This window comes from Bordetella trematum (assembly GCF_900078335.1).
In the GTDB taxonomy this organism is placed as follows: domain Bacteria; phylum Pseudomonadota; class Gammaproteobacteria; order Burkholderiales; family Burkholderiaceae_B; genus Bordetella; species Bordetella trematum.
Genome location: NZ_FKBR01000048.1, coordinates 1 through 23,917 on the forward strand (window position 1 = coordinate 1; position 23,917 = coordinate 23,917).

Here is a 23,917-nt window from a genome sequence, read left to right on the forward strand (position 1 = left end):
CGCCGGGGGTCGCGGGTTCGAGCCCCGTCCGCTCCGCCAAAATTCAAAGCCCTGCAGGCAAGCGCCTGCAGGGCTTTTTCTTTGCCGCACCGCCGCGCGCGCTTTCGTTTTTCATCATTTCCTGCAGCCCTTGCGTCCCGGGGCCGACAGCAATGCGGATATTTACATAGAGAAACAATTTTCCCGGGCCTTCCAGAGCCTGGAAGATGACGTCATCTTAATTGACCCCGCACCGCATGTTTGGGTCATTTTCATGCAACTACCACTTAAAAGACAATAAATACCCCAATTTGACATGCATTGCTTTCCTGCAGCCGCCTTTCTACGATCCGCCGAAGCACGTTTCGTTTCTGGAGAACTGCATGCAAGTCATCCCCCTGCCCATCCGCCCGGCCACCGGACGCTGGCGTGTCGCCGATGTCCTGGCCCTCTACGAGTTGCCCTTGCCTGAGCTGCTGTTCCGCGCCCAGAGCGTGCATCGCGAACACTTCGACCCCACCGCCATCCAGATCTCCAGCCTGTTGTCGATCAAGACCGGCGGGTGCCCGGAAGACTGTGGCTATTGCTCGCAGTCGGCACGCCACGACACCGGTCTGGCGGCAGACAAGCTCATGCCGCTGGATGAAGTGCTGGCCGCCGCCCGCGCCGCCAAGGAAAGCGGCGCACACCGCTTCTGCATGGGTGCAGCCTGGCGCAGCCCCAAACCGCATCACCTGGAAGCCGTCGCGGAAATGGTGCGCGAGGTCAAGGCGCTGGGCCTCGAAACCTGCGTCACGCTGGGCATGCTGCAACCCGGCCAGGCAGAACAGCTCAAGGACGCCGGGCTGGACTATTACAACCACAACCTGGACACCTCGCCCGAGTTCTACAGCAACGTGGTCACCACCCGCTGCTACCAGGATCGTCTGGATACGCTGGAGCGCGTACGCGATGCCGGCCTGAACGTGTGTTGCGGCGGCATCATCGGCATGGGCGAGTCACGCCGCGAACGCGCCGGCCTGATCGCGCAACTGGCCAATCTGGAGCCCTACCCCGAGTCCGTGCCCATCAACCACCTGGTGGCAGTGCCGGGCACGCCGCTGGCCGATGTCGAGCCCCTGGACGTGTTCGAATTCATCCGCAGCATTGCCGTGGCGCGCATCACCATGCCGCGCGCCAAGGTGCGGCTGTCGGCCGGGCGCCAGGATCTCAGCGAAGCCGAGCAGGCCATGTGCTTTCTGGCCGGCGCCAACTCCATCTTCTACGGCGAGGCCCTGCTGACCACCCCCAACCCGCAAACCCAGGCCGACCAGGCCTTGATGCACAAGCTCGGGCTGCACGCGGACCCCGCATGAATCCCGGCTTGCTGTATCTGCCGCTGAGCGTGGCCTGTAGCGTGGCCATGGTGGTGGTGCTGAAGCTGGCGCGCCGCCATGGCCTGGACGTGCGCCAGGCCATCCTGGTGAACTACGCGGTGGCCAGCACGCTGTGCCTGCTGCTGCTGGGCGCACGCCCCGCCCTGCCGGCCACCCCGGCCCTGTGGCTGGTGCTGCTGGCGCTGGGCGTGCTGCTGCCCGGCGGCTTCATGGCCCTGGCGCAATCGGTCCGCCACGCCGGCATCGTGCGCACCGACGCCGCCCAGCGGCTGTCGCTTTTCGTGGCCCTGGCGGCCGCCTTTCTGTTCTTCGGCGAGACCTGGAACCTGCACAAGCTGGCAGGCACCGCGCTGGCTGGCGGCGCGCTGTACTGCCTGCTGCGCAAACCCGCCGACGATCTGCCCGATGGCGAACACGCGCGCTGGCTCTGGCCGCTGGCCGTCTGGGGCGTCTACGGCGTCATCGACATCCTGTTCAAGGTGATGGCGCGTGCCGGCGCGGCCTTCGCTCCGGCGCTGCTGGGCGTATTCCTGCTGGCCGGGCTGCTCATGCTGGCCTGGCTGCTGTGGCGCGGCACGGCCTGGCGCATGCGCGACCTGGCCGCCGGGCTGCTGCTCGGGGCCATCAATTTCGGCAACATCTACAGCTACATCCGCGCCCACCAGAGCCTGCCGGAACAGCCGGCGCTGGTGTTCGCCTCGATGAACATGGGCGTGATCGTGCTGGGCACCGCAGTCGGGGCGCTGGGCTTTGGCGAAAGGCTGTCGGCCCTGAATGTGGCAGGCGTGGCGATGGCGCTCGGCGCCATCGCGGTGATGCTGCCCTGAGGCCCTAGCCGGCCGCAGCGCTCCGGGGCGAGTCCTCCCCGGGCGCATCTTCGACGTCCACCACGGTGGCGTGCTCGCCCGGCTCAGCCACCACATTGTCGAACGCGGCGGCCCCGGCCGGCGGTTCGGCCGGCGGCGCCGGCGGCTGCATCACGTCCGCCTCAGGGGCGACCATTTCCATGTCGGGGTCGGCGTCGGGATCCACCCGCGGATCCAGCGCCACCACCGCCGGGGAAGACTGCAGGGTGTCCGGCATGGGCACGAACTGCACCGGCGCTTCTTCCACCTGGTGCACACCCGTGACCGCACCGGGGCGCACCCGCCAGACCAGAACCAGCGCACAGACAGGCACGAATACGTAATACATCGCCGGACCCGCCACCGACATCAGCATGCCGGCCACCAGCGGCCCCAGGCAGGCGCCTACGCCATAGACCATGAGCAGCACGGCACTCAGGCTCACACGGCGATCGGCCTCGACGTGGTCATTGGCCAGCGCCGCGCCCAGCGGGTACAGCGTCAGTTGCAGCACCCCGAAAATGCCCGACAGCACCAGCAACAGCCAGAAAGGCAGCTCCAGCCAGCCCCACATGAGTACGGGCAGCAACACGAGCACCGCAGCATTGAAACGGATCAGGCCAGCCCGGTTGATGCGATCCGACAACCAGCCTATCGGCCACTGCGACAGCAGACCGGCGGTCACGCCGACCGCCACGAACAAGGCCACCTGCGGTGTGTCCAGCCCATACTTGGACGCATAGACGGGCGCCAGCCCGTAGAAGGCGCCGCCCAGATTGCCGGCGATGAACAGCACCGTCATGGCCAGCGGCACCCGCTTGACGAAAAAGAAAAAATCCAGGGGTGCGGGCTTGGGCGTGGGCGGGTGCGAACGCGCCGTGACGGCGATCGGCACCAGACAGAGCACCAGGCACATGGCCACCAGGATGAGCGGACCGTTGTCCAGGGTGCCGTAGAGCGTCAGCGCCAGTTGGCCCAGCACCGTGCCGAGCCCCGACACCACCATGTAGACGGAAAACACGCGTCCGCGCTGATGATTCTCGGTCTGCTCATTGAGCCAGCTTTCGATGACCATGAATTCGGTCACCATCATCAAGCCGGAGATCACGCGCAGCAGCAGCCAGAACGGCAACGAGTCGGTCTGGGCCTGCAACAGGATGGTGCTGGTGGCCACTGCGGCACAGGCCCCAAAGGCCCGAATGTGTCCGACCCGCACGATCAATTTGTGGCCCAGTCGCGCACCACAAACCAGCCCGAGGTAATACCCCGCAATCATTGCCCCAACCCAGATCTCGTTGACGGACTGCGACGTCAGTTTCAACCCCATGTAGGTGTTGAACAGACCAGTGCCGACGAGCATCAGCAGGGTCGCGAAATACAGGGAGGAAAACGAAAACAGCGTCGAAACCATGGAACCTCGGGCTGCAAAGATTAGCCCGGCACAAGGCCGGGACAGCCAAGCAGGGTCAGCCTGCGGAAATAGCTCAGGCCTGCGACAGCATGGTGGCCGCGTCGCTGACTTCGAACTTGCCGGGGGCCTCGATGTTCAGCTGCTTGACCACGCCGTCTTCGATCAGGGCCGAATAGCGTTGCGAGCGCACGCCCATGCCGCGGGCGACCAGATCCAGCTCCAGACCCAGCGCGCGGGTCCAGAGAGCCGAGCCGTCGGCCATCATGCGCACCTTGCCGGCGGCCTGATGTTCGCGGCCCCAGGCCCCCATCACGAAGGCATCGTTGACCGCCACGCACCAGATCTCGTCGACGCCCTTGGCAGCCAGATCGGCGGCCGCGGCGATGTAGCCCGGCAGGTGGTTATTCGAGCAGGTCGGGGTGAAAGCACCCGGCACCGCAAACAGCGCGATCTTCTTACCCTTGACCAGATCCGCCACCTGAAACGCGTTGGGGCCGAGCTGGCAACCCGCGGTTTCGGTGTCGATGAACTCGGTGAGGGTGCCGTCCGGCAGGCGTTCGCCAACGGAAATGGTCATGAAATTCTCCAACAGGAACAAAGTTATCAATGGAATGGACAAGGCTACGCAGGCCCTGCGCCCTCCATCATAGTGCCTGCAGGCGGGCGCTGCGATGCCGGACACAGAGGAAAAGCCCGCGCACAGACGGATACGAACGCATACTTGCGCAAAAGGCTTGTGCGGCGCTCGAGCGGCCATAATGAAACGTTGGCAACCCGCGACGCAGGAGATTGGCTATGCGAGCATTTTTGATCGCCGCCGCCGTCGTGCTGACGCACACGGCCCACGCCGGCGAAGACCAGACCATATTCGAGCAGATCGTGACTTCGGCCGGCGCCACCCAGGGCGCGGCCCGCAGCTGCGGCGCCGCGGAACCCGATCTGCGCGAGCATGCCGCCAACTGGCATGTGCACCTCAAGCGCTACGCCCAGGAGTACGGCTTCGACGCCAGCGTGCTGCCCGAACGCTTCGCCGAAGGGGAAGCGCAGGGCCGCGCCATGATGGAACAGATGCGTGGCAGCGGCGAAGACGGCTGCGCCGGCGTGATGGGCAGCTTCCAGCGCGAGCGCGCCATCGGCTACAGCGAAATGAAACAGGCCATCGCCGAGGTCACGGACGGCCTGCCGGAAAAGGGGCGTTAAGGCGCTGCCCCTGCGACGCAAGCCTCGTCTATCATAGGGTTGCGCGCCAGCCGGCGTGCAGCCCTATCGCCCCCAAAGATCAAGGTTTGCGCTTCGAGATGACCCACGCCCCTTCCTCCCTGAGCCACCTGGACGAAAGCGGCCAGGTCCGCATGGTCGACGTCGGTGAGAAAACCGATTCCGACCGTCTCGCCATCGCGCAGGCCACGGTACGCCTGAGCCCGCACGCCTATGCCCTGCTGACCCAGCCCGGCCAGGGCAAGGGCGAGGTGCTCAACACTGCCCGCGTGGCCGGCGTGCTGGCCGCCAAGCGCTGCGCCGAACTTATCCCCCTGTGCCACAGCCTGCCGCTGGCTTTCGTGGGCATCGAGTTCTCCCTCGATGATCAGGCCCACCGGGTGCAGATCCGCGCCACCTGTCGCACGCGCTACAAGACCGGCGTCGAAATGGAAGCCATGACCGCCTGCAGCGTGGCGGCGCTGACCATCTACGACATGTGCAAGGCGGCCGACAAGGGCATCGTCATCGAGGAACAGCGGCTGGTCTACAAGGCAGGAGGTAAAAGCGGTGAATGGCGCAACGATTGAACTCTTGTATTTCGCCCGCGTGGCCGAAATGCTGGGCCGGCGGGGCGAAACCCTGCCACTGCCCGAGCCGGCCGATACGGCCGGGCTGCGTGCGGCACTGACGGCACGCTACCCGCAGCTGCAAGGCGTGGCGCGGCTGCGCATCGCCATCAACCAGACCCACGTGAAGGGCGATGCCCCGCTGGCCGCCGGCGACGAAGTGGCCGTCTTCGAGCCGGTCACCGGAGGATGAGGCCATGATTTTCGTGCAGGAGGCTGATTTCGACACCGCCGCCTTGCTTGCCGGGCTGCGCGCCGAGGCAGGAGCGGCGGCCGGCGCCATCGTCACCTTCACCGGTTACGTGCGCGACTACGCACCCGGCCAGGCCACCGATACGCTCTACCTGGAACACTACCCCGGCATGTGCGAGCGCGAGCTGGCCGGGATCGCGGCCAGCGCCCGGGCGCGCTGGCCGCTGGCCGGCACGCTGATCGCCCACCGCGTGGGCGCGCTCTCGCGCGAAAGCCAGATCGTTTTCGTGGCCGCCGCCAGCGCACACCGGGGCGACGCCTTCCGGGCCTGCGAGTACATGATCGATGCCCTCAAGACACGCGCGCCATTCTGGAAGCGGGAAACCCTCGCCGACGGCAGCCGCTTCTGGGTAGAACAACGCGCCAGCGACGCGGCGCGCACCCGCGCCTGGGATGGCGCCAAGGAGACACCATGACGACCGACCCCACCCCGGTGGCGCTCAATTGCGCCGTCCTGACCATCAGCGACACCCGCAGCGCCGCCGAGGACACCTCGGGAGACCTGCTCACGCACAGCCTGGCCCAGGCCGGCCACATCTGCGTGCGCCGCAACCTGGTGCCTGACGACATTTATCAGATCCGCCGCGTCATCAGCGACTGGATCGCCGATCCGCAGGTGCAGGTAATCCTGACCAACGGCGGCACCGGCTTCTCCCATCGCGATCACGTGCCGGAGGCCGTGCGCCCCCTGTTCGACAAAGAGATCGACGGATTCGGCGAGCTCTTTCGCCAGATTTCCTTCGAGGAGATCGGCAGTTCCTCGCTGCAATCGCGGGCGCTGGCCGGCTACGCCAACCAGACCGTGATCTTCTGCGTGCCCGGCTCCAACAATGCCTGCCGCACCGCCTGGACACGCCTGATCGCCCCGCAGCTCGACAGCGCCCAGAAGCCCTGCAATTTCGCCACCCACCTCTCGCCGCGGAGCCCCGCATGATGGAATTCGACCAGGCCCAGGCCCAACTGGCTGAGGCCGCCGGCGCGCTGACCCGACGCGAAACCCTGCCGCTCGCGCAGCTGGCCGGCCGCGTCCTGGCCCAGGACCTGCAGGCCGCGCTCGATCTGCCGCCGGCCGACAACAGCGCCATGGACGGCTACGCCTTGCGCGCAGCCGACTACGCTGCCGGGCGCAAGCTGCCGCTGATGGCCGAACGCATCTACGCCGGCCTGGCGCCGCAGCCGCTGTCCCCGGGGCATGCTGCGCGCCTGTTCACCGGCAGCCTCATGCCCGAAGGCGCCGACACCGTGATCATGCAGGAAGACGCGCACGAAGCCGATGGCAGCGTGACCTTCCTGCAAGCCCCCACGCCCGGCCAGCATATCCGCCGCCGGGGCGAGGACACCCGCGCCGGCGAACCCCTGATCGCCGCCGGCACGGTGCTGCAGGCGGCCCACATCGCCCTGCTGGCCTCGCAGGGCATCGCCCAGGCGCAGGTCTACGCGCGGCTGCGCGTCGGCATCCTGACCACCGGCGACGAACTGGTCGCGCCGGGCCAGCCGCGCGCCCTGCAGCAGATCTACAACTCCAACGGTGCCATGCTGGCCGCCATGGCTACCGGCATGGGCGCCGAGGTCCCGCTGGTGCTGCATGCCCTCGACGATGAGGCCAGCCTCAAGCAAGCCTTCGAGCAGCTGCTGCAAGCGTGCGATCTCGTGCTCAGCGTGGGCGGGGTATCGGTCGGCGAACGCGATCTGGTCAAGCCGGTGCTCGAAAGCATGGGGGCCTCGCTGGTTCTGTGGAAGGTCCGCATGAAGCCGGGCAAACCCGTGGCGCTGGCGCAGGCTTGCGGCAAACCCCTGGTCTGCCTGCCCGGCAACCCGGTCTCGGCCTTTTCGGTCTTTACGGTGCTGGTCTCGCCGCTGGTGCGCCGCATGCAGGGCCGCCGCGACATCTTCCCCGCCACGCCCCTGGTGGCCCTGCGCACCGAGCGCACACGCCGCGACGGGCGCGAGGAGTTCCTGAGGGTCCAGTATCGGGCAGGCGACTTCCCCGAACTGCATCCCTACCGCAACCAGAGTTCCGGGGTGATGAGCTCGCTGCCCTGGGCCGACGGCCTGGCGCGCCTGCCCTACGACACCGACATTCCGGATGGCACGCCGGTGCGCTACTACGACTATCGCCTGTGGCAGCGCTGAAGCGCGCCGCTAGCTGAAATCGGCGAGGGTATTGAGATTGAGGAACGCCGCCGGCATGTCGTCGAAGGCGACCTCCACCGCCCCGGCCTGATCCTGCCAGCGGCCCACCTTGCGCTCACCCGCATCCAGGCAGGCTCTCAGGTTGTCGAGCAGGGTCACGCGCAAGGCCATGCAGACGGCATGACGCCGCCCCTGGCTGGCGGCCACCGCCAGCGCAGCGCCTGCCGCGCTGGCGCTGCCGATCAGCCGCACGGCCAGGTCCTGCGGAATCAGCGGCGTGTCGCAAGGCACGCAGACCAGCCAGGGCTGACGGCAGGCCGCCAGCCCGGCGGCCAGCCCGCCCAGCGGGCCTGGCCAATCGCCCCAGTCGGTGGCGTCTCCCACCACCTCGCCATAGGCCGCGTAACGCGCCGCATTGCGATTGGCGCTGATGATGAGCCGATGCACCTGCGGCGCGAGGCGGGCCGCCACCTGCTCCACCAGGACACGCCCGCGCCAGGGCAACAGGCCTTTGTCGGCTTCGTTGACCCGCCTGCCCTGCCCGCCCGCCAGGATCAGGCCATCGGCCGCCGGCAAGGCCTCAGCCACCGATGTAGCTCATTTCGATTTTCTCGTCGGCAGCGCCGGCCTGGCCGCGCCGCTCGGAGTAGTTGTCGTGGCGCTGCGCCCAGATACCATTGAGCACCCCGGCAATGGCGGCGTCGTCGGCCGCACCGCGCAACAGGGCGCGCAGGTCATAGCCGCGCGAGGCGAACAGGCACAGGAAAAGCTGCCCCTCGGGCGACAGACGGGCCCGCGTACAGCCCGCACAGAAGGCATGGGTGACGCTGGCGATCACGCCGATCTCGCCAGCCCCGTCGAGGTAACGCCAGCGCTCGGCCACCCGCCCCATGGCCGCCTCGGGCACGGCCTGCAGCGGGAACTCGGCATGGATGCGGGCGATGATCTCGTCGGCCGGAACCACATCGTCGAGGTTCCAGCCGTTGCTGTTGCCGACGTCCATGTACTCGATGAAGCGCAATTGCTGGCCCGTGCCACGGAAGTGCCGCGCCATGGCGAGGATTTCGTCGTCGTTCACGCCCCGGCGCACCACCATGTTCACCTTGACCGCCAGCCCGGCACGGGCGGCCGCCTCGATGCCGTGCAACACGTCGTCGGGGGTGTAATCGGCATCGCTCAGGCGCGCGAAGCGCGCCGGATCCAGGGCGTCGAGACTGACGGTCACGCGGCCCAGGCCGGCGGCCTTGAGCGCCTGCGCCTTGCGCGCCAGCAGGCTGGCATTGGTGGTCAGGGTGAGGTCCAGCGGCTGGCCCGCGGGGGTGCGCAATTCGGCCAGCATGGCGACCAGGCGGTCGACGTCCTTGCGCAGCAGGGGCTCGCCGCCGGTCAGGCGTATTTTTTCCACGCCCAGCCCGACGAACTGGCGTGCCAGCCGCGTGATCTCTTCAAAGGACAGCAGCGCCGAATGCGGCATGAAGCGATAGTTGGCGTCGAACACCTCGCGTGGCATGCAATAGCTGCAACGGAAGTTGCAGCGATCGGTCACGGAGATGCGCAGATCGCGCAGGGGCCGGGCGCGCCGGTCGCGCGCCGGCTCGCCCGGCGGCGGCAGCGCAAGAGCGGCGGGAGTGACGACCCGCTCATCGGTCAGGTAGATCACGGACGACATGACAGGATGATAGTCGCAGGAAGGGCGGCCGGGGAAACTCCGGGGGAAAACCCAGGCACGATCCCCGGGTCGGACCGACCCGGCATGGTATACAGAGGTTTCCCCGGCGGCGCTGGCGCACCGACCGGAACCGGCCCAATCCCCCTCTGACTCCGCCATGACCTCAGCCTGCGACGCCGCCCCACCCTCCGCTCTGCAGCCCTGTGCGGTGCTGCGCGTGCGCGACGGGCAGCGCGCCAAAGCTCCCCAGGACGACTGGCTGGCCGAAGAAACGCCGATCGCCCTGGAATTCAACGGCATCAGCCATGCCACCATGCTGGCCACGCCCACCGACCTGGAAGATTTCGCGCTCGGGTTCTCCCTGAGCGAAGGGATCGTCGAAGCCGCGCACGAGATCCGCGGCATCGATCTCGTGCCCCGGCGCGACGGCATCGTGGTGCAGCTGGAAATTGCCACGGCCTGCATGGTCCGCCTGAAGGAGCGCCGCCGCGCCCTGGCCGGACGCACCGGCTGCGGCCTGTGCGGCGTCGAGACGCTGCCCGAAGTGCTGCGCCCGGTCGCCCCCCTGCCGACCGGCGCACCGCTGCCGCTGGCGGCCATGCTGGCTGCGATGAAGGCGCTGCGCGCCAGCCAGCCGCTGCATGCCAGCAGCGGCGCCACCCATGCAGCCGCCTGGGCCGGTCCCGATGGCCAGCTGATCCTGCTGCGCGAGGATGTCGGCCGTCACAATGCGCTGGACAAACTGGTAGGCGCACTGGCGCGCGCCGGCCTGCCCGCCGGCCAGGGCATGGCCCTGGTCTCCAGCCGGGCCAGTTTCGAAATGGTGCAGAAAACCGTCAGCGCCGGCATTCCCGTGCTGGCCGCCGTATCGGCACCCACGGCGCTGGCCTGCCGCCTGGCCGAACAGGCCGGCCTGACCCTGGCTGGTTTCGTGCGCGAAGATGCCGCCACCCTCTATACCCACCCGCAACGGCTGAACTGATCCGGGTCTGCGCAGCCCCTGCGGCTTCGCGATGCTTCAAAACCCGCTACAGTGCCGCCTCATATGTCTGCTCCCGCTCCCGCCCCCGCTCCCGATGCCGCCACCCTGGTCCACTGGACCGATAACGACGGCCATGCCCGCCAGGCCCGCTGGCAATCCGAGAACGGCGCGCCGCCACCGCGGCGCATCGTCTGCATCGACGATCGCACGCCGGCCGACACCGCCTATCGGCTGGCCTGCGAAGGCACCTCGCTGCTCTGGCATGGCGACTTCCAGAATGCACGTCAGTTGCTGGGCGCCATGGCACGCCGGCTGGACAAACGCCCGCCGCGCCTGCCCGACGAGCTGCCACAACGCTTTCACCAGCACCGGATGTGGCAGGCGCAACGCGCCCGCACGCTGGGACGGCTGCTGATCGAACTGCAACCCGGCTACCGTCTCGAACTCAGGCGCGCGCCGGTGGTGGCCGAGGCCTGCGCAGCCGCGGGCCTGCCTGCGGACTCGCCCTGCCTGCTGTCACTGCGTGAGCTGCAAGGTCTGCTGGGGGCCGGGCAATGGCAGCGCAAGGGCGTGGCCATCCGGGCGCTGCAGGGCGCGCACATCCACCCGCGCTACGGCGTGTACTCGCCGGTACGCGGCGAGTACCTCGATCTGGTCGCCCAGGCGCCGCTGCCGCCCGGGCCGGCCTTCGACATCGGCACCGGCACCGGCGTGCTGGCGGCGATCCTGGCACGGCGCGGCGCCCACCCTGTGATCGCCACCGACCTGGATGCCCGCGCGCTCGCCTGCGCCCACGATAATCTGCAACGCCTGGGCCTGCTGCAGGCCGTCACGCTGCAACGCGCCGATCTGTTCCCGCCAGGGCAGGCCGCCGTGATCGTGTGCAATCCGCCGTGGTTGCCGGCCAAACCGGGGGCGCCCATCGAACATGCGCTCTACGACCCCGACAGCCGCATGCTGCGCGCCTTCCTGCAGGGCTTGCCGCAGCACCTGCTGCCCGGCGGTGAGGGCTGGCTGATCCTTTCCGATTTGGCCGAACACCTCGGGCTGCGCGCCCCGGATGACCTGACCCACTGGATCGAACAGGCCGGGCTGCGCGTGGTGCAACGCCATACCGCCCGCCCGCAGCATCCACGCGCGCAGGCCGAACAGGACCCCCTGCATGCCGCGCGCTCGCGCGAAATCACCTCGCTCTGGCGTCTCGCGCGCCAGGGCTGATCCACTGCCGCCAGGCCGCCCCTACCGCCGGCCGGCCTGGCCCCGAAACACTTGCCGTAGAATCGGCGGCAGCCCTTCTGCCAGCCTTCCATGTCCCGTCCGCTGCTGTACCCCGTTCTCCTGCTTCTGATCGCCATGGCCTCCATCCAGGCCGGCGCCGCGCTCGCCAAAAGCCTTTTCCCCGCCGTCGGCGCACAAGGCACAGCCGCGCTGAGACTGCTGTTCTCGACCCTGATCCTGCTGCCCATCCTGCAACCCTGGCGGCTGCGCCTGGACGCGCGCGGCTGGCGCGACATCGCGCTCTACGGCCTGACGCTGGGCGGCATGAACCTGCTGTTTTATCTGGCGCTGCGCACGGTGCCGCTGGGCCTGGCGGTGGCGCTGGAGTTCACCGGCCCCTTCGCCGTGGCCGTGCTGACCTCGCGCCGACTGCGCGACTTCGCCTGGATCGCCCTGGCCGGCGCCGGGCTGCTGGCGCTGCTGCCGCAAGACAGCAACGCCGCCGCGCTGGACCCGCTGGGCGCGTTCTGCGCTTTAGGCGCCGGGGTCTGCTGGGCGCTCTACATCCTTTTCGGACAACGCGCGGCTCTGCGTCATGGCGCGCGGCCGCTGGCGCTGGCGGCGGCCATCGCCACCGTGTTCGTGCTGCCTTTCGGGCTGGCCCATGCCGGGCCGGCGGCGCTGTTCGCGCCGTCCCTGCTGCCCTGGGCCATCGCGGTGGCGGTATTCTCCAGCGCCCTGCCCTATGCCCTGGAGATCGTGGTGCTGCGTCATCTGCCGGCGCGCACCTTCGGCACCCTGCTGAGCCTGGAGCCCGTTTTCGCCGTGTTTTCCGGCCTGCTTTTCCTGGGCGAAACCCTCACCCTGCAACAATGGCTGGCCGTGGCCGCCATCGTGACCGCCTCGGCCGGCATCACGGCCAGCGCCCGGCAACGCTAGGCGGCATTGCCGATCTGTCCGGGCGCTGTTCAAATCCCCCTATTCCCCCGCACACGGAGTCGCCATGCAAAACCAGAAAGTCGCGCTTCTTACCGCTGCCGGCAGCGGCATGGGAGCGGCCGCCGCAAGGCGCCTCGCCGCCGACGGCTATCACGTCGCCATTCTCTCGTCCTCGGGCAAGGGGGCTGCGCTGGCCCAGGAGTTGGGCGGCCTGGGCGTGACCGGGTCCAACCTGCACACCGACGACCTGGCGCGCCTGGTCGACGAAACCATGGCACGCTGGGGCCGCATCGATGCCGTGGTCAACAGCGCCGGGCACGGTCCCAAGGGCGGCCTGCTGGCCCTGAGCGATGCCGACTGGACCCGCGGCATGGAGTTCTACCTGCTCAACGTGGTCCGCATCACGCGCCTGGTCACGCCTATCATGCAGGCCGCCGGCAGCGGCGCCATCGTCAATATCTCGACCTATGCCACGTTCGAGCCAGAAGCCGATTTCCCGACCTCGGGCGTGTTTCGTGCCGGGCTGGCAGCCTTCACCAAGCTCTTCGCCGACGAATACGGCCCGCATAACATCCGCATGAACAATGTCTTGCCGGGCTTCATCGACAGCCTGCCCGAAAAAGAAGCCCGCCGCGCGCGCATCCCCTTGGGACGCTATGGCAAGGCCAGCGAGGTGGCCGACCTGATCGCCTACCTGGTCGGCGACAGCTCCCGCTACATCACCGGACAGAACATCCGCATCGACGGCGGCATCACCCGCTCCGTCTGATCCAGGATCCCCCAATGACTGCCCTGTATGCGCTTTCCCGCGGCGACGCGCCGCTCCTGATCAACCTGCCTCACGTGGGCACCTGGGTGCCGCCCGAACTGCGCGCCCACCTGCTGCCCGAGGCCCAGTGCGTACCCGACACGGACTGGCACGTCGATCGCCTCTATGACTTCGCCCGCGGCCTGGGCGTGACGCTGATGGCAGCCACCCACTCGCGCTACGTCATCGACCTGAACCGTGACCCGCAAGGCGGCGCGCTGTATCCGGGCGCCTCGAACACCGAACTGTGCCCGACCAGCCGTTTCGACGGCGGACCGGTATGGGCAGACAGCGCGGCCCAGGCGCCGGCGCTGTCGGTGGCCTTGCGCCGCGAACGCTACTTCACGCCCTATCACGCGCGCCTGGACGCCGAACTGCAACGGCTGCACGCCCGGCACGGCTACGCCATCCTGCTGGACGGCCACTCGATCATTTCCCGTTGCGAACGCTTCTTCGATGGCCAGCTGCCCGACCTGAACCTGGGCACGGCCGATGGCGCCAGCTGCGCGCCGAGCCTGCAGGCCGAGGCCAGCGCCGTGCTGCAGGAGGCCGCCGGTTTCAGCGCCGTGACCAATGGCCGCTTCAAAGGGGGGTGGATCACACGCCACTACGGCCGCCCGGCGCAGGGCTACCATGCCCTGCAATTGGAAATGGCGCTGTCGGCCTACATGACCGAAGCGCCACCCTATCATTTCGAGCCCGAACGGGCCGCCGCGCTGACGGCGGTGCTGCACCGGCTGGTCGAACGCCTGCTCGCCTGGCAACCCTGAGATCCGCAGGCGGGGCCGGCAGGCCAGCCCCGCCGCGGAATCAGTCGCGGAAGTTGTCGAACTGCAGCGGCAGATCGACGTCGGTCTTGCGCAGCAACTGCATCACTGCCTGCAGATCATCGCGCTTCTTGCCGGTGATGCGCAGCTTGTCGCCGTTGATCTGGCTTTCTACCTTGAGCTTGCTGGCCTTGATGGCCGCGATCAGTTTCTTGGAAATGGCCTGCTCGATCCCCTGCTTGATGGTGACCTTCTGGCGCGCGCCGCCCAGGTTTTCCAGCGGGCTGTCTTCTTCCAGGCAACGAACGTCGATGCCGCGCGCCGATAGGCGCGCACGCAGAATGTCCAGCATCTGTTTGAGCTGGAAGGCGCTGGGCGCAATCTGCGTCACCACATAGCCTTCCAGTTCGAACTTGGCGTTGCTGCCCTTGAAATCGAAGCGCGTGGCAAGCTCCCGGTTGGCCTGGTCCACCGCGTTGGTCAATTCGTGCTTGTCCACCTCGGAAACCACGTCAAAACTCGGCATGAAACACATCCTGAAGAAAAAACCGACAAGGCCGCACGATGCTGCGGCCCCCCTCCCTACAGTGTAAGGGATTGCCCGCCTGCGCCGGCTAGCGCGCCGGCAGCACGCCGCTGGGATCGACCGGCTTGCCGTTGCGCCGCAGCTCGAAATACAGCTGGTTGGTATTGGCGTCGCTGTCGCCCATTTCGGCGATTTTCTGGCCCTGCCTGACCCGCTGGCCGGGTTTGACCAGCAGCTTGCGGTTGTGGGCGTAGATGGTGAGGAAGGCCGAACCATGGCGCACGATCACCAGATTGCCATAACCGCGCAGACCGCTGGCGGCGTAGGCTACGTCGCCGTCGGCGGCCGCCACCACAGGCGTGCCCGCGCTGTTGGCAATCGTCAGCCCCTGGGAGGACGAACCATTGAAGCGGCGGGTCACCGTGCCGGCGGCCGGCCAGACCAGCCGGATACCGGTCACGGGAGCGCTTTTGACGGCAGGCGCCGCCCTCGTCACGGCAGGCTTGGCCGGCTGGGCGCCGGCAGCTGCACTGCCCGTGCCGTCGGGGCGCTGCACGCGCAGCAGCTGGCCCTTGTTGATGCGATTGGCGCTGGGCAGATTGTTCCAGCGCACCAGATCGTTGACGTTCTGCTTGTATTTGCGTGCGATGCTGGTGAGGGTTTCGCCGCTTTGCACGCGGTGATAGCCGGGCTTTGCGCCCCCGCCCGACGAAGCACAGCCGGCCAGCACCGCCAGCAGGGACACCACGAGCCAGAGACGGGCCCGGGAAAGCAGGATTGCGCAGAAACGTGGCAAGACAGTCGGACAGAGTGTTAGGAAGGCGACAGTCCACAAGCGTACCAAGAATTGCATCGGCTTGCGGGCCCGCCATGCCCGCCCGCCCTCGCCGCGGGCTGCGCCATACACCTCTTGAAACAATATGGGGCCTGTCGGGCGGCCCGCCGGCGGCTGGCGGCGGGATTCATATCGGACTGTTTGACCTTCTGGTGATCCGGGCAGCCAAGTACGGTCGCAGGGTCATCACAACCGTCCGCCCTCCACACCATGTCTTACGCCGCAGCCAATCTCAGCCATGGCCGTACCCGCTCGCTGCCCGCCGTGCGCGAACGCCTTCTGCAACTGGGCGATCTGCCAGACTGGCCGGTTTCGCGCCAGCTCGACCTGCTGGAAACCGTGGCCGACAGCGAACTGGGGGCATTCCTGCTGCAACATGGCGGCCTGGACGCCTACTGGACCGACGTGGTGGTGGGATACCGCCCCGGCGACCCGGATGCCGGCGCCGGCGAGCGCCTGCTGCTGGAGCGGCTTCCCGCCGCCCTGGCGACCCGGGAACGTTTCGCCCTGTCCACCCGGCTGCTGCAGGCCGCCCTGGCGCCCGATGTCGCGCTGGGCAGCCTGCCCTGCGGCACCCTGAGCGACCTGCTCGCCCTGGACTACCGCCATGCGCCCGGCGCGCAACTGAGCGGCCTGGATCTGGACGCCGCCGTCCTGGCTACCGCCCGGCACCGCGCGGCCCGCCGCGGCCTGCCGGTCGAGCTGGTGCAGGGTTGCGCCTGGCAGACGACCCTGCCCGGGCCGCTGGACGTGCTCTCCTGCCACGGCCTGTCCATCTACGAACCGGACAGCACACGCCTGCTGGATCTGTACCGGCGCTGCGCCGCGCCCCTGAAACCGGGCGGACTGCTGATCACCAGCTTCATGACGCCGCCGCCCGGGCTGCCCACACCGTCGCCCTGGCGCCTGCAGGCGCTGCAGGCCGAAGACCTCATGCTGCAGCAGGTGCTGTTCTCCCGTCTGGCCGATGTCCGCTATAGCGCCTGGCGCACCCACGACGAGACGCAAGCCTTGCTGCGCGAGGCCGGCTTTGCCGAGATCGTCTTTCACGAAGACCGCGCCTGCATGTTCCCGGTGGTCAGCGCGCGCCGCTGCTGACCCAGGCTCCGGCCCAGAAACGCCAACGGCGCCCCGCAGGGCGCCGTTGGCGTTCATGCCATTCCCTTATCAGGAGGGCATGGGGTGCATCATGTTGGCGTTCATGTTGTGCAGCACCCAGATCGAACCCCCGACGATGATGGCAATCGTCAACACCGTGAACAGGAAGGTCGACAGGTTCTCGCGCTGGCCCTTGGAGGCGCCCATGTGCATGAACAGAATCAGTTGCACCAGCAGCTGGGCAACACACAGCACCAGCAGGCCGATCATGGCCGTCGGGCGCGAGAAGCCGCCGCTCATGACCATGTAGAACGAGCCCACGGTCAGAACGATGGAGAGGATAAAGCCGACGATGTACGACTTCAGCGTGCCGTGGTCAGCGTGAGCAGCGTCATGATGAGCAGACATCAGATGGCTCCCATGAGGTAGACGAAGGTGAAAACGCAGATCCAGACGATGTCCAGGAAGTGCCAGAACAGGCTCAGGCAGGCCAGGCGGCGCTTGTTGGCCGGCTCCAGGCCGTAACGGCCGACCTGGTGGATCATGATCAGGATCCACAGCAGACCTGCGGACACGTGCACGCCGTGGGTGCCGACCAGGAAGAAGAAGGCCGACAGATAGGCGCTGCGATCCGGCCCGGCGCCCTGATGAATCAGGTGCTGGAACTCATAGAGTTCCATGGCGATAAAGCCCGCGCCGAACAGGAAGGTCACGAACAGCCACAGCCGCACCTTGCCGGCATGGCCGGCGTGCAGGTTGAGCATGACCATGCCGAAGGTGAAGCTGGAGATCAGCAGCAGCATCGTTTCGACGAAGACGAACTCCAGGTCGAAAAGATCGCGCCCCGTCGGGCCGCCCGCGGTGGCGTCAGACAACACCGCGAACGTGGCAAACAGCACCGAGAAGATGAGCAAGTCGCTCATCAGATAGACCCAGAAACCGAAGACGGTTTTGGATCCATCGTCGTGGTGCTCGTGAGCACCGTGAGAGGAGTTGGAAACAGCGTGAGTCATTTGGATCAGGCCGCCTTTTTCAATTTGGCGAAACGTTCGTTCTCGATGCGCTCGACTTCGGCCGCGGGGACGTAGTAGTCGATGTCGCGGTCGTAGGCGCGGACAATGAAGGAGCCGATCATGCCGACCAGGCCGGCGATCGACAGCCACCAGATGTGCCAGATCAAGGCGAAGCACATGACCAGACCGAAGGCGCCGATCCACACCCCAGCCGCCGTATTGCGCGGCATGTGGATGTCTTCGTACTTCTTGGGCTGCTCATAGGCGACGCCGCGCTGCTTGTCTTCCCAGAACTGGTCCAGCGAGTCGATGTGCGGCACGTGGGCGAAGTTGTAGAAAGGCGGGGGCGAGGACGTGGCCCACTCCAGGGTACGGCCGTTCCAGGGGTCGCCGCTGATGTCCTGATTCTGCTTGCGGTCGCGGATCGAGATGACGACCTGCTGCAGCAGGAACAGAATGCCCAGGGCGATGAAACCGGCGCCGACCAGGGCGACGATCAGGTAAGGCTGCCACTCGGGGTTGTTGTAGCTGTTCAGGCGACGGGTCATGCCCTTCAGGCCCAGCAGGTACAGCGGCATGAAGGCCAGGTAGAAGCCGATGAACCAGCACCAGAACGAATACTTGCCCAGACGCTCATTCAGCTTGAAGCCGAAGGCCTTCGGGAACCAGTAGGTCAGGCCGGCGATACAACCGAACACCACCCCACCGATGATGGTGTTGTGGAAGTGCGCGATCAGGAACAGGCTGTTGTGCAGCACGAACGACACGCCCGGGATGGCCATCAGCACGCCGGTCATGCCACCGATCACGAAGGTGATGATGAAGCCGACCGTCCAGAGCATCGGCACCGAGAACACCACGCGCCCCTTGTACATCGTGAACAGCCAGTTGAACACCTTCACCCCGGTCGGGATGGAGATGATCATGGTGGCGACCCCGAAGAAGGCGTTGACGTTCGCGCCTGCACCCATGGTGAAGAAGTGGTGCAGCCAGACCAGGAAGGACAGCACACCGATCGACGCCGTGGCGTAGACCATGGACTTGTAGCCGAACAGGGGCTTGCGCGAGTAGGTCGCGACAATTTCCGAGAACACGCCAAAGCACGGCAGGATCAGGATGTAGACCTCCGGGTGACCCCAGATCCAGATCAGGTTCACGTACATCATGACGTTGCCGCCAAGATCGTTCGTGAAGAAATGCATGTCCAGATAGCGGTCGGCGGTCAGCAGCGCCAGGGTGGCGGCCAGCACCGGGAAGGCGGCAACGATCAGGGCGTTGGTCACCAGGGCGGTCCAGGTGAACACCGGCATCTTCATCATCGTCATGCCAGGAGCGCGCATGCGCATGATGGTGACGATGAAGTTCACGCCGCTAAGCGTGGTGCCCAGGCCTGATATCTGCAGCGCCCAGAGGTAGTAATCCATCCCCACGCTCGGGCTGTACTCCGAACCCGACAGCGGCGGATAGGCCAGCCAGCCGGTCGCGGCGAATTCGCCGACGAACAGCGACAGCATGATCAGGACCACGCCCGCCATGAACAGCCAGAAGCTCAGCGAGTTCAGGAAGGGATAGGCCACGTCGCGCGCACCGATCTGCAGCGGCACGACCAGGTTCATCAGGCCCGTGATGAAGGGCATCGCCATGAAGAAGATCATGATGACGCCGTGGGCGGTGAAGATCTGGTCGTAGTGGTGCGGCGGCAGGAAGCCCGGCGAGTCCCCGGCGGCCACGGCCAGCTGGGTCCGCATCATGATCGCGTCGGCGAAGCCACGCAGCAGCATGACGATCGCCACGATGATGTACATCACGCCGATGCGCTTGTGATCCACGGTCGTGAACCATTCGGTCCACAAGTATTTCCACTTGCCAAAGTAGGTGATCGCGCCTACGAGCGCGATGCCCCCCAAGACAACGGCGGCCAGCGTTCCCATGACGATAGGGTCATGGTACGGAATGGCCTCTAGACTGAGTTTGCCGAACATCAATTACTCCGCAACAGCGATCAGATTCTTCGTGACAGGCGTACACGTCGCAGGGTCTACACCGGCCATCTTGCTCATTTGGTTGTGCATGATGAAGTCGAACATGCCGGCCGGGACGTCGGAGTACAGCGTGACCGGGTTACGTTCGCTGGGCTTGGCCAGGGCTTCATACACGGCAGGCGTGAGCGCCTGGCCGGAGTCCTTGGCCTGCTTGACCCAGTCTTCGAACTTCTGCTGCGAGGTGGCGATGGCGCGGAAACGCATGCCCGAGAAGCCGCCGCCGCTGTAGTTCGCCGACAGACCAGCGTAATCGCCCTCTTCGTTGGCGATCAGGTGCAGTTTGGTTTCCATGCCCGCCATCGAGTAGATCTGGCTACCGAGCTGCGGGATGAAGAAGGAGTTCATCACGGAGTTGGACGTGATGCGGAAGTTCAGCGGGGTATTCACCGGGAACACGATCTGATTGACCGTGGCGATGTCGTACTCCGGATAGATGAACAGCCACTTCCAGTCCATCGACACCACCTCGATGGTCACCGGCTTGACGTCGGATTCCAGCGGCTTGTACGGGTCCAGCGCGTGCGTGGAGCGCCAGGTGATGACAGCCAGGATGATGATGATGATGCAGGGGATCGTCCAGACCACGAACTCGATACGGCCCGAGTGCGACCACGTCGGCAGGTATTCCGCCTCGGTGTTGCTCGCCCGGTACTTCCAGACGAACCAGATGGTCATGAAGATGACGGGCACCACGATCAACAGCATGAGGCCGGTGGCGGTGAGGAGCAGGACTTTTTCCTGGGCGCCGACTTCTCCCTTGGGAGAGAGAAGCTCCAACGAGCAGCCGCCAAGCAGCAGAACTGCTCCGACGGCTAACATTCGCGCGAGAGTCGCAAGGTGGGGGTGTTTCACGTACAGCCTTGTGATGGATAGTGAAAGGGTTTGCTGGACCTATAGCAGGACCCTGGAATGTAGCCACCCCGGCCGTCCAGGGGGGTGCGACGGAATGACGCACAGAATGGCGCACATCAGGGCCGGCGCATGGTAACAGGCTTGTTACCCAGGCAGCGACGGCTCCGGAAGTAGGACTTGATGGTGCGACAATATGCCGCACCCCTTATCCGGAACTTGAAGCAGATTTGCTACTCGATGACCGGCTCGCGCTCGGGACCGGGCTTTTTCATGAGTTTTCGCTGCAAGGAGCGGCGGTGCATGCCCAGCAACCGGGCGGCGGCCGAAACGTTGCCGCCGGTTTCGTGCAGGGCCTGCTGAATGTGTTCCCATTCCAGGCGATGCAAGGGCGTCATGGTGGCTTCGATGGCGACATTCTCGGCCTTGAGCAGCCCCAGTGTACGCAGAATCATGGGCGCGGTGGCGGGTTTGGGCAGGTAATCGTCGGCGCCGCGCTTGATGGCCTCCACAGCGGTGGCCACGCTGGCATAACCGGTTACCAGCAGAATGCGCATATCATCGCGCAGCGCACGCAGCGGCCGGATCAGGGTCAGGCCCGAATCCTCCCCCAGACGCAGGTCGACCAGCGCGAAAGCCGGGCGGATCTCTTCGGCCACGCGCAGGGCTTCGGCAATGTTGCAGGCGATCTGCGTCTCCAGGCCCCGGCGCGCCAGGCTGCGCTGCAGGGTACGCAGATACAGTTCGTCGTCGTCGATCAACAGACCGACCTGGGAAATCGATTCCGTCATGGTCATCATGCTTGCTTGCCCCCGGCGCCATCGAGCGGCAGGTGAAAACTGATGCGCGCCCCGCCGCCTTCGGCAGCAACAATTGTCATTTCTCCTCCTAATTGTTCCACTGTGGCATGGGATAGCGCCAGTCCGACGCCCAGGCCGTCCGGTTTCTGACTGTTAAAGAGCGTGGTGGCCGGCAACAGCGTACGCGAGGGATTGAACCCCCGCCCATGGTCGCGCACCTCGCCCAGGAGCGCCCCGTCACGGAATTCCAGGTGCAGCTCGACCCGGGGATCGCCGTGTTCTTCACCCGCGTCGGCGGCGTTGTTGAGCAGCGCCTGCAGGAGATGGGCGATGGCCGGCTCGACCCGCAGCGCCCCCGGCAACGAGCCGGTGCGGCGCAGATCGATCGTGGGCCGGATCAAGCGCCACTGACCCACCACGCGCACCAGATCCACCTCGGTCGGCACGGCCAGGTTGCGGATGCGTTCGCGGCACAGCGCCAGGAGTTCGCGCAGGGTCTGGACATCGGCGCGCAGGGCCGGATCATCGGTCTCATCGCGGATCTCGTCGGCCAGCAGCGTCATGGTGGCCAGCGGCGTATTCAATTCGTGGGCCATGGCGGCGGCATGAGTCGCCAGCGCCACAATGCCCTCGTTGCGGGTGAAGCGCTCACGCAGCAAGGCCAGCTCGCGCTCGCGCGCCTGCAGGTCGGCGGCCTGGCGCATGGCAAACACCAGCACCAGCACGGCGGAAATCAGGAAGTTGGCTCCCAGCCCCCAGAGCAGCAGCCCGTAGCTGTGGGGGCTGTCGGGCAGCGGCAAGCCGAAAATCGCCGCCGCCGCATACCCGGCCAGACTGGCCAGCGCAGCGGCAAACGCCCACCCCCGGGGCAGCCCGAAGGCCGCCAGCGCGATCAGCACCAGGAACATCGTGCCGAAGGGATTGGTGATGCCACCGCTCCAGCCCACCATCCAGGCCAGCACGGTCATGTCCACCAGCAGATGGGCAAACGCCGTACCCGGCGGGATCTCGCCCGAACGGTGCAGGCGCAACCGCAGGGTGGCGTAAAGGTTGAAGATCACCAGCGCCCCCACGCCGGCCCACAGGGGCTGCCAGGGCAGCGGCAGCTCCAGCAGCGTGCCGCTCACCAATACCGCGATCGCCTGGCCGCCGATGGCCAGCCAGCGCAGGCTGCACAGGGTGCGCAAGAAAGAAGTGGCAGAGCTACCGGGCATGGACGGCGAAGAAAACAGCCGGCGCAGCGGCGCGGCGAGAGTCAGGAAGTCAGAGCGGGCGGGCCGCCGTCTGGGCTAAGTCTTGGATTGTAGGAGGATTCCCCTGGTATCGCTTGCCTGCGCCGGACGCCGCAGCGCCATGAGCCGAACAACCTATAAATAACAATCATTATCAAATATACTCAGACCCACCTCAACCGCCGGAAGCTCCTGCCCGGCCTGTTTTCTCTGGAGGTCGCATGTCCGTGCTGTCTGAAACCGAGCAATTGCGCTCGGAACACGCTGCCCTGCTGCAAGCCTATGGCCGTATCCAGGCCGATTGCTCCCAGCGCCTGCAACGCCAGGCCCGGCGTATCGAACAACTGGAAGCCGCCCTGACGCAGGCCCGCATCGGGATCATCCTGCGTGACACCCGGCAAGCCTGGCTGGCCGAAGCGCAGCAGAGCCTGACGCTGGACGCCAAGCTGCCGCGCCGCCGCCTGCTGGCGCGCCAGGTCGAACAGCTGCTGGAACGGGTGCGCCAGCTAACCCGCCAGCGCAGCGCGGCGGCAGGACCCCGCGCCGTGCTGAGCCTGGGCCAGGACGCCGGCGCCACGCGCCTGGCGCGTCAACTGGTGGAAGTCGGAGGCGGGCGCTTTCTGACCCACGAAGGCGATGAGCGCGCGCTGGAAACCAGTCTGCGCGCTGCCGACCTCGTCATCTGCCAGACCGGTTGCCTGAGCCACGACGCCTACTGGCGGGTCCATGACCATTGCAGGCGCACCGGCAAGCCCTGCGTAATGCTGGATCAGACCGAAACGCTGGCCGTGGTGCAACCTCCCGTTTCGCGCCGCCCGGCCTAGGCAGCCTCAGTTCAGCCGCGCCGGCTCATCGAACTCCTGCGACAGCCGCCGCAAGGCGCCCTGCACGGCCTCCTCCAGGTTCCGGAACGGATCGCCCGGCTCCTCGAGCAAGGGAAAGCCGTAAACCCGCACCCGCGGCACGAACCCCTGTTCGCCAGCGGCGACCTCGATATCGAAATTACGATCTCCGACCCAACCGCTACGGGCAGTTTTCCAATCCATGAGCAGGACTCCTCGCAAGAAGGACGGCCGCGGCCGTCCGGGTTGATCACAGCCCCTGACGCAGGGCATCGCCATGCTCGCCGATCAAACCTCGTCTGACAACCCGCAAGGCCCCCACGCTACAGACGCGCCCGTCGCAGATGGAATACCAACCCTAATTCTGATTACAAAGCCACCCTTGTGGCTGCTTGCCCCCAGGGCCGCAGCGGCCTGCGCAAGATCAACAGATGCGCCGATTCCTGGCGGCAAGGCCGGCAACGGGTTGGCAAAG

29 protein-coding genes are annotated in these 23,917 nt (G+C 66.6%); 16 read left to right on the plus strand and 13 right to left on the minus strand.

Annotated elements, in window-relative coordinates; all coding sequences use genetic code 11:
• From A7V84_RS21550 to A7V84_RS19125, 3 genes are all read left to right on the plus strand, one after another.
• The coding region (locus A7V84_RS21550; RefSeq protein WP_204246505.1) for a hypothetical protein at positions 1 to 280 on the plus strand (280 nt) is incomplete at its 5' end.
• A gap of 82 nt (positions 281 to 362) precedes the next feature.
• Positions 363 to 1,334, plus strand: a complete 972-nt coding sequence (bioB, locus tag A7V84_RS19120; RefSeq protein WP_033535567.1) for a biotin synthase BioB — start codon at positions 363 to 365, stop codon at positions 1,332 to 1,334.
• Complete coding sequence (locus A7V84_RS19125) at positions 1,331 to 2,182, plus strand: EamA family transporter (protein WP_025512787.1); 852 nt, start codon at positions 1,331 to 1,333, stop codon at positions 2,180 to 2,182. The genes bioB and A7V84_RS19125 overlap by 4 nt, the downstream gene beginning before the upstream one ends.
• Positions 2,183 to 2,186: 4 nt before the next feature.
• Here A7V84_RS19125 and A7V84_RS19130 read toward each other — a convergent pair whose 3' ends face one another.
• Both A7V84_RS19130 and A7V84_RS19135 read right to left on the minus strand, forming a co-directional pair.
• Complete coding sequence (locus A7V84_RS19130; protein WP_025512788.1) at positions 2,187 to 3,611, minus strand: MFS transporter; 1,425 nt, start codon at positions 3,609 to 3,611, stop codon at positions 2,187 to 2,189.
• 73 nt (positions 3,612 to 3,684) lie between these two features.
• Positions 3,685 to 4,188 (minus strand): peroxiredoxin, encoded by a 504-nt coding sequence (locus A7V84_RS19135; protein ID WP_025512789.1) that lies wholly within the window; start codon positions 4,186 to 4,188, stop codon positions 3,685 to 3,687.
• A gap of 218 nt (positions 4,189 to 4,406) precedes the next feature.
• On the opposite strand from A7V84_RS19135, the gene A7V84_RS19140 reads away from it, so the two are divergent.
• From A7V84_RS19140 to A7V84_RS19165, 6 genes are all read left to right on the plus strand, one after another.
• Entirely contained in the window at positions 4,407 to 4,811 is a 405-nt protein-coding gene (locus A7V84_RS19140; protein ID WP_025512790.1) for a hypothetical protein, read from the plus strand.
• Positions 4,812 to 4,909: 98 nt separating this feature from the next.
• Positions 4,910 to 5,398 carry a cyclic pyranopterin monophosphate synthase MoaC gene (moaC, locus tag A7V84_RS19145; RefSeq protein ID WP_025512791.1) on the plus strand — a complete coding sequence of 163 codons (489 nt, stop codon included), beginning with the start codon at positions 4,910 to 4,912 and terminating at the stop codon, positions 5,396 to 5,398.
• Entirely contained in the window at positions 5,379 to 5,630 is a 252-nt protein-coding gene (gene moaD, locus A7V84_RS19150; RefSeq protein ID WP_025512792.1) for a molybdopterin converting factor subunit 1, read from the plus strand. The genes moaC and moaD overlap by 20 nt, the downstream gene beginning before the upstream one ends.
• A gap of 4 nt (positions 5,631 to 5,634) precedes the next feature.
• Complete coding sequence (locus A7V84_RS19155) at positions 5,635 to 6,105, plus strand: molybdenum cofactor biosynthesis protein MoaE (protein ID WP_025512793.1); 471 nt, start codon at positions 5,635 to 5,637, stop codon at positions 6,103 to 6,105.
• On the plus strand, positions 6,102 to 6,623 hold the full coding sequence (moaB, locus tag A7V84_RS19160) for a molybdenum cofactor biosynthesis protein B (RefSeq protein ID WP_025512794.1): 522 nt from the start codon (positions 6,102 to 6,104) through the stop codon (positions 6,621 to 6,623). The genes A7V84_RS19155 and moaB overlap by 4 nt, the downstream gene beginning before the upstream one ends.
• Positions 6,620 to 7,822, plus strand: a complete 1,203-nt coding sequence (locus A7V84_RS19165; RefSeq protein WP_025512795.1) for a molybdopterin molybdotransferase MoeA — start codon at positions 6,620 to 6,622, stop codon at positions 7,820 to 7,822. The genes moaB and A7V84_RS19165 overlap by 4 nt, the downstream gene beginning before the upstream one ends.
• 9 nt (positions 7,823 to 7,831) lie before the next feature.
• Here the strand turns inward: A7V84_RS19165 and mobA are convergent, their stop codons facing one another.
• The gene (gene mobA / locus A7V84_RS19170) at positions 7,832 to 8,410 is read right to left on the minus strand and encodes a molybdenum cofactor guanylyltransferase MobA (RefSeq protein WP_081694968.1); all 579 of its coding nucleotides are present in this window, start codon (positions 8,408 to 8,410) and stop codon (positions 7,832 to 7,834) included.
• Positions 8,403 to 9,491: a GTP 3',8-cyclase MoaA gene (gene moaA / locus A7V84_RS19175; RefSeq protein WP_025512796.1), complete on the minus strand. Its 1,089-nt coding sequence runs from the start codon at positions 9,489 to 9,491 to the stop codon at positions 8,403 to 8,405. The genes mobA and moaA overlap by 8 nt, the downstream gene beginning before the upstream one ends.
• Before the next feature lie 157 nt (positions 9,492 to 9,648).
• Between moaA and fdhD the strand changes: the two genes are divergently transcribed.
• From fdhD to hutG, 5 genes are all read left to right on the plus strand, one after another.
• Positions 9,649 to 10,473: a formate dehydrogenase accessory sulfurtransferase FdhD gene (gene fdhD / locus A7V84_RS19180; protein WP_052125824.1), complete on the plus strand. Its 825-nt coding sequence runs from the start codon at positions 9,649 to 9,651 to the stop codon at positions 10,471 to 10,473.
• A 63-nt stretch (positions 10,474 to 10,536) separates the two neighbouring features.
• Positions 10,537 to 11,691, plus strand: a complete 1,155-nt coding sequence (locus A7V84_RS19185) for a methyltransferase (protein ID WP_063491910.1) — start codon at positions 10,537 to 10,539, stop codon at positions 11,689 to 11,691.
• Between the two features lie 135 nt (positions 11,692 to 11,826).
• Entirely contained in the window at positions 11,827 to 12,630 is an 804-nt protein-coding gene (locus tag A7V84_RS19190; RefSeq protein ID WP_170283339.1) for an EamA family transporter, read from the plus strand.
• A 64-nt stretch (positions 12,631 to 12,694) separates the two neighbouring features.
• Complete coding sequence (locus A7V84_RS19195; protein WP_063491909.1) at positions 12,695 to 13,399, plus strand: SDR family oxidoreductase; 705 nt, start codon at positions 12,695 to 12,697, stop codon at positions 13,397 to 13,399.
• Between the two features lie 14 nt (positions 13,400 to 13,413).
• Entirely contained in the window at positions 13,414 to 14,208 is a 795-nt protein-coding gene (hutG, locus tag A7V84_RS19200) for an N-formylglutamate deformylase (protein WP_025512801.1), read from the plus strand.
• Between the two features lie 40 nt (positions 14,209 to 14,248).
• Here the strand turns inward: hutG and A7V84_RS19205 are convergent, their stop codons facing one another.
• Together A7V84_RS19205 and A7V84_RS19210 are read right to left on the minus strand one after the other, a co-directional pair.
• Positions 14,249 to 14,731: a YajQ family cyclic di-GMP-binding protein gene (locus A7V84_RS19205; RefSeq protein ID WP_025512802.1), complete on the minus strand. Its 483-nt coding sequence runs from the start codon at positions 14,729 to 14,731 to the stop codon at positions 14,249 to 14,251.
• A gap of 88 nt (positions 14,732 to 14,819) precedes the next feature.
• Entirely contained in the window at positions 14,820 to 15,509 is a 690-nt protein-coding gene (locus tag A7V84_RS19210) for a peptidoglycan DD-metalloendopeptidase family protein (RefSeq protein WP_412778672.1), read from the minus strand.
• 267 nt (positions 15,510 to 15,776) lie between these two features.
• On the opposite strand from A7V84_RS19210, the gene A7V84_RS19215 reads away from it, so the two are divergent.
• The gene (locus A7V84_RS19215) at positions 15,777 to 16,664 is read left to right on the plus strand and encodes a class I SAM-dependent methyltransferase (RefSeq protein ID WP_063491908.1); all 888 of its coding nucleotides are present in this window, start codon (positions 15,777 to 15,779) and stop codon (positions 16,662 to 16,664) included.
• Positions 16,665 to 16,733: 69 nt separating this feature from the next.
• Here the strand turns inward: A7V84_RS19215 and cyoD are convergent, their stop codons facing one another.
• The 6 genes from cyoD to A7V84_RS19245 all read right to left on the minus strand — a co-directional run bounded on the left by cyoD (position 16,734) and on the right by A7V84_RS19245 (position 22,582).
• Entirely contained in the window at positions 16,734 to 17,072 is a 339-nt protein-coding gene (gene cyoD, locus A7V84_RS19220; RefSeq protein WP_025512805.1) for a cytochrome o ubiquinol oxidase subunit IV, read from the minus strand.
• Positions 17,072 to 17,677, minus strand: a complete 606-nt coding sequence (cyoC, locus tag A7V84_RS19225) for a cytochrome o ubiquinol oxidase subunit III (protein WP_025512806.1) — start codon at positions 17,675 to 17,677, stop codon at positions 17,072 to 17,074. Before cyoC ends, cyoD begins: the two co-directional genes overlap by 1 nt.
• Positions 17,678 to 17,682: 5 nt before the next feature.
• Positions 17,683 to 19,659, minus strand: a complete 1,977-nt coding sequence (gene cyoB / locus A7V84_RS19230) for a cytochrome o ubiquinol oxidase subunit I (RefSeq protein ID WP_033535407.1) — start codon at positions 19,657 to 19,659, stop codon at positions 17,683 to 17,685.
• A 3-nt stretch (positions 19,660 to 19,662) separates the two neighbouring features.
• Positions 19,663 to 20,571 carry a ubiquinol oxidase subunit II gene (gene cyoA, locus A7V84_RS19235; RefSeq protein ID WP_025512808.1) on the minus strand — a complete coding sequence of 303 codons (909 nt, stop codon included), beginning with the start codon at positions 20,569 to 20,571 and terminating at the stop codon, positions 19,663 to 19,665.
• 230 nt (positions 20,572 to 20,801) lie between these two features.
• The gene (locus tag A7V84_RS19240; protein WP_025512809.1) at positions 20,802 to 21,359 is read right to left on the minus strand and encodes a response regulator transcription factor; all 558 of its coding nucleotides are present in this window, start codon (positions 21,357 to 21,359) and stop codon (positions 20,802 to 20,804) included.
• A gap of 5 nt (positions 21,360 to 21,364) precedes the next feature.
• The gene (locus tag A7V84_RS19245) at positions 21,365 to 22,582 is read right to left on the minus strand and encodes an ATP-binding protein (protein WP_033535408.1); all 1,218 of its coding nucleotides are present in this window, start codon (positions 22,580 to 22,582) and stop codon (positions 21,365 to 21,367) included.
• A gap of 239 nt (positions 22,583 to 22,821) precedes the next feature.
• Between A7V84_RS19245 and A7V84_RS19250 the strand changes: the two genes are divergently transcribed.
• Complete coding sequence (locus A7V84_RS19250) at positions 22,822 to 23,424, plus strand: DUF2325 domain-containing protein (protein WP_025512811.1); 603 nt, start codon at positions 22,822 to 22,824, stop codon at positions 23,422 to 23,424.
• Between the two features lie 6 nt (positions 23,425 to 23,430).
• Here the strand turns inward: A7V84_RS19250 and A7V84_RS19255 are convergent, their stop codons facing one another.
• Positions 23,431 to 23,646, minus strand: a complete 216-nt coding sequence (locus A7V84_RS19255) for a hypothetical protein (protein WP_063491907.1) — start codon at positions 23,644 to 23,646, stop codon at positions 23,431 to 23,433.
• Between the last annotated feature and the right edge of the window lie 271 nt (positions 23,647 to 23,917).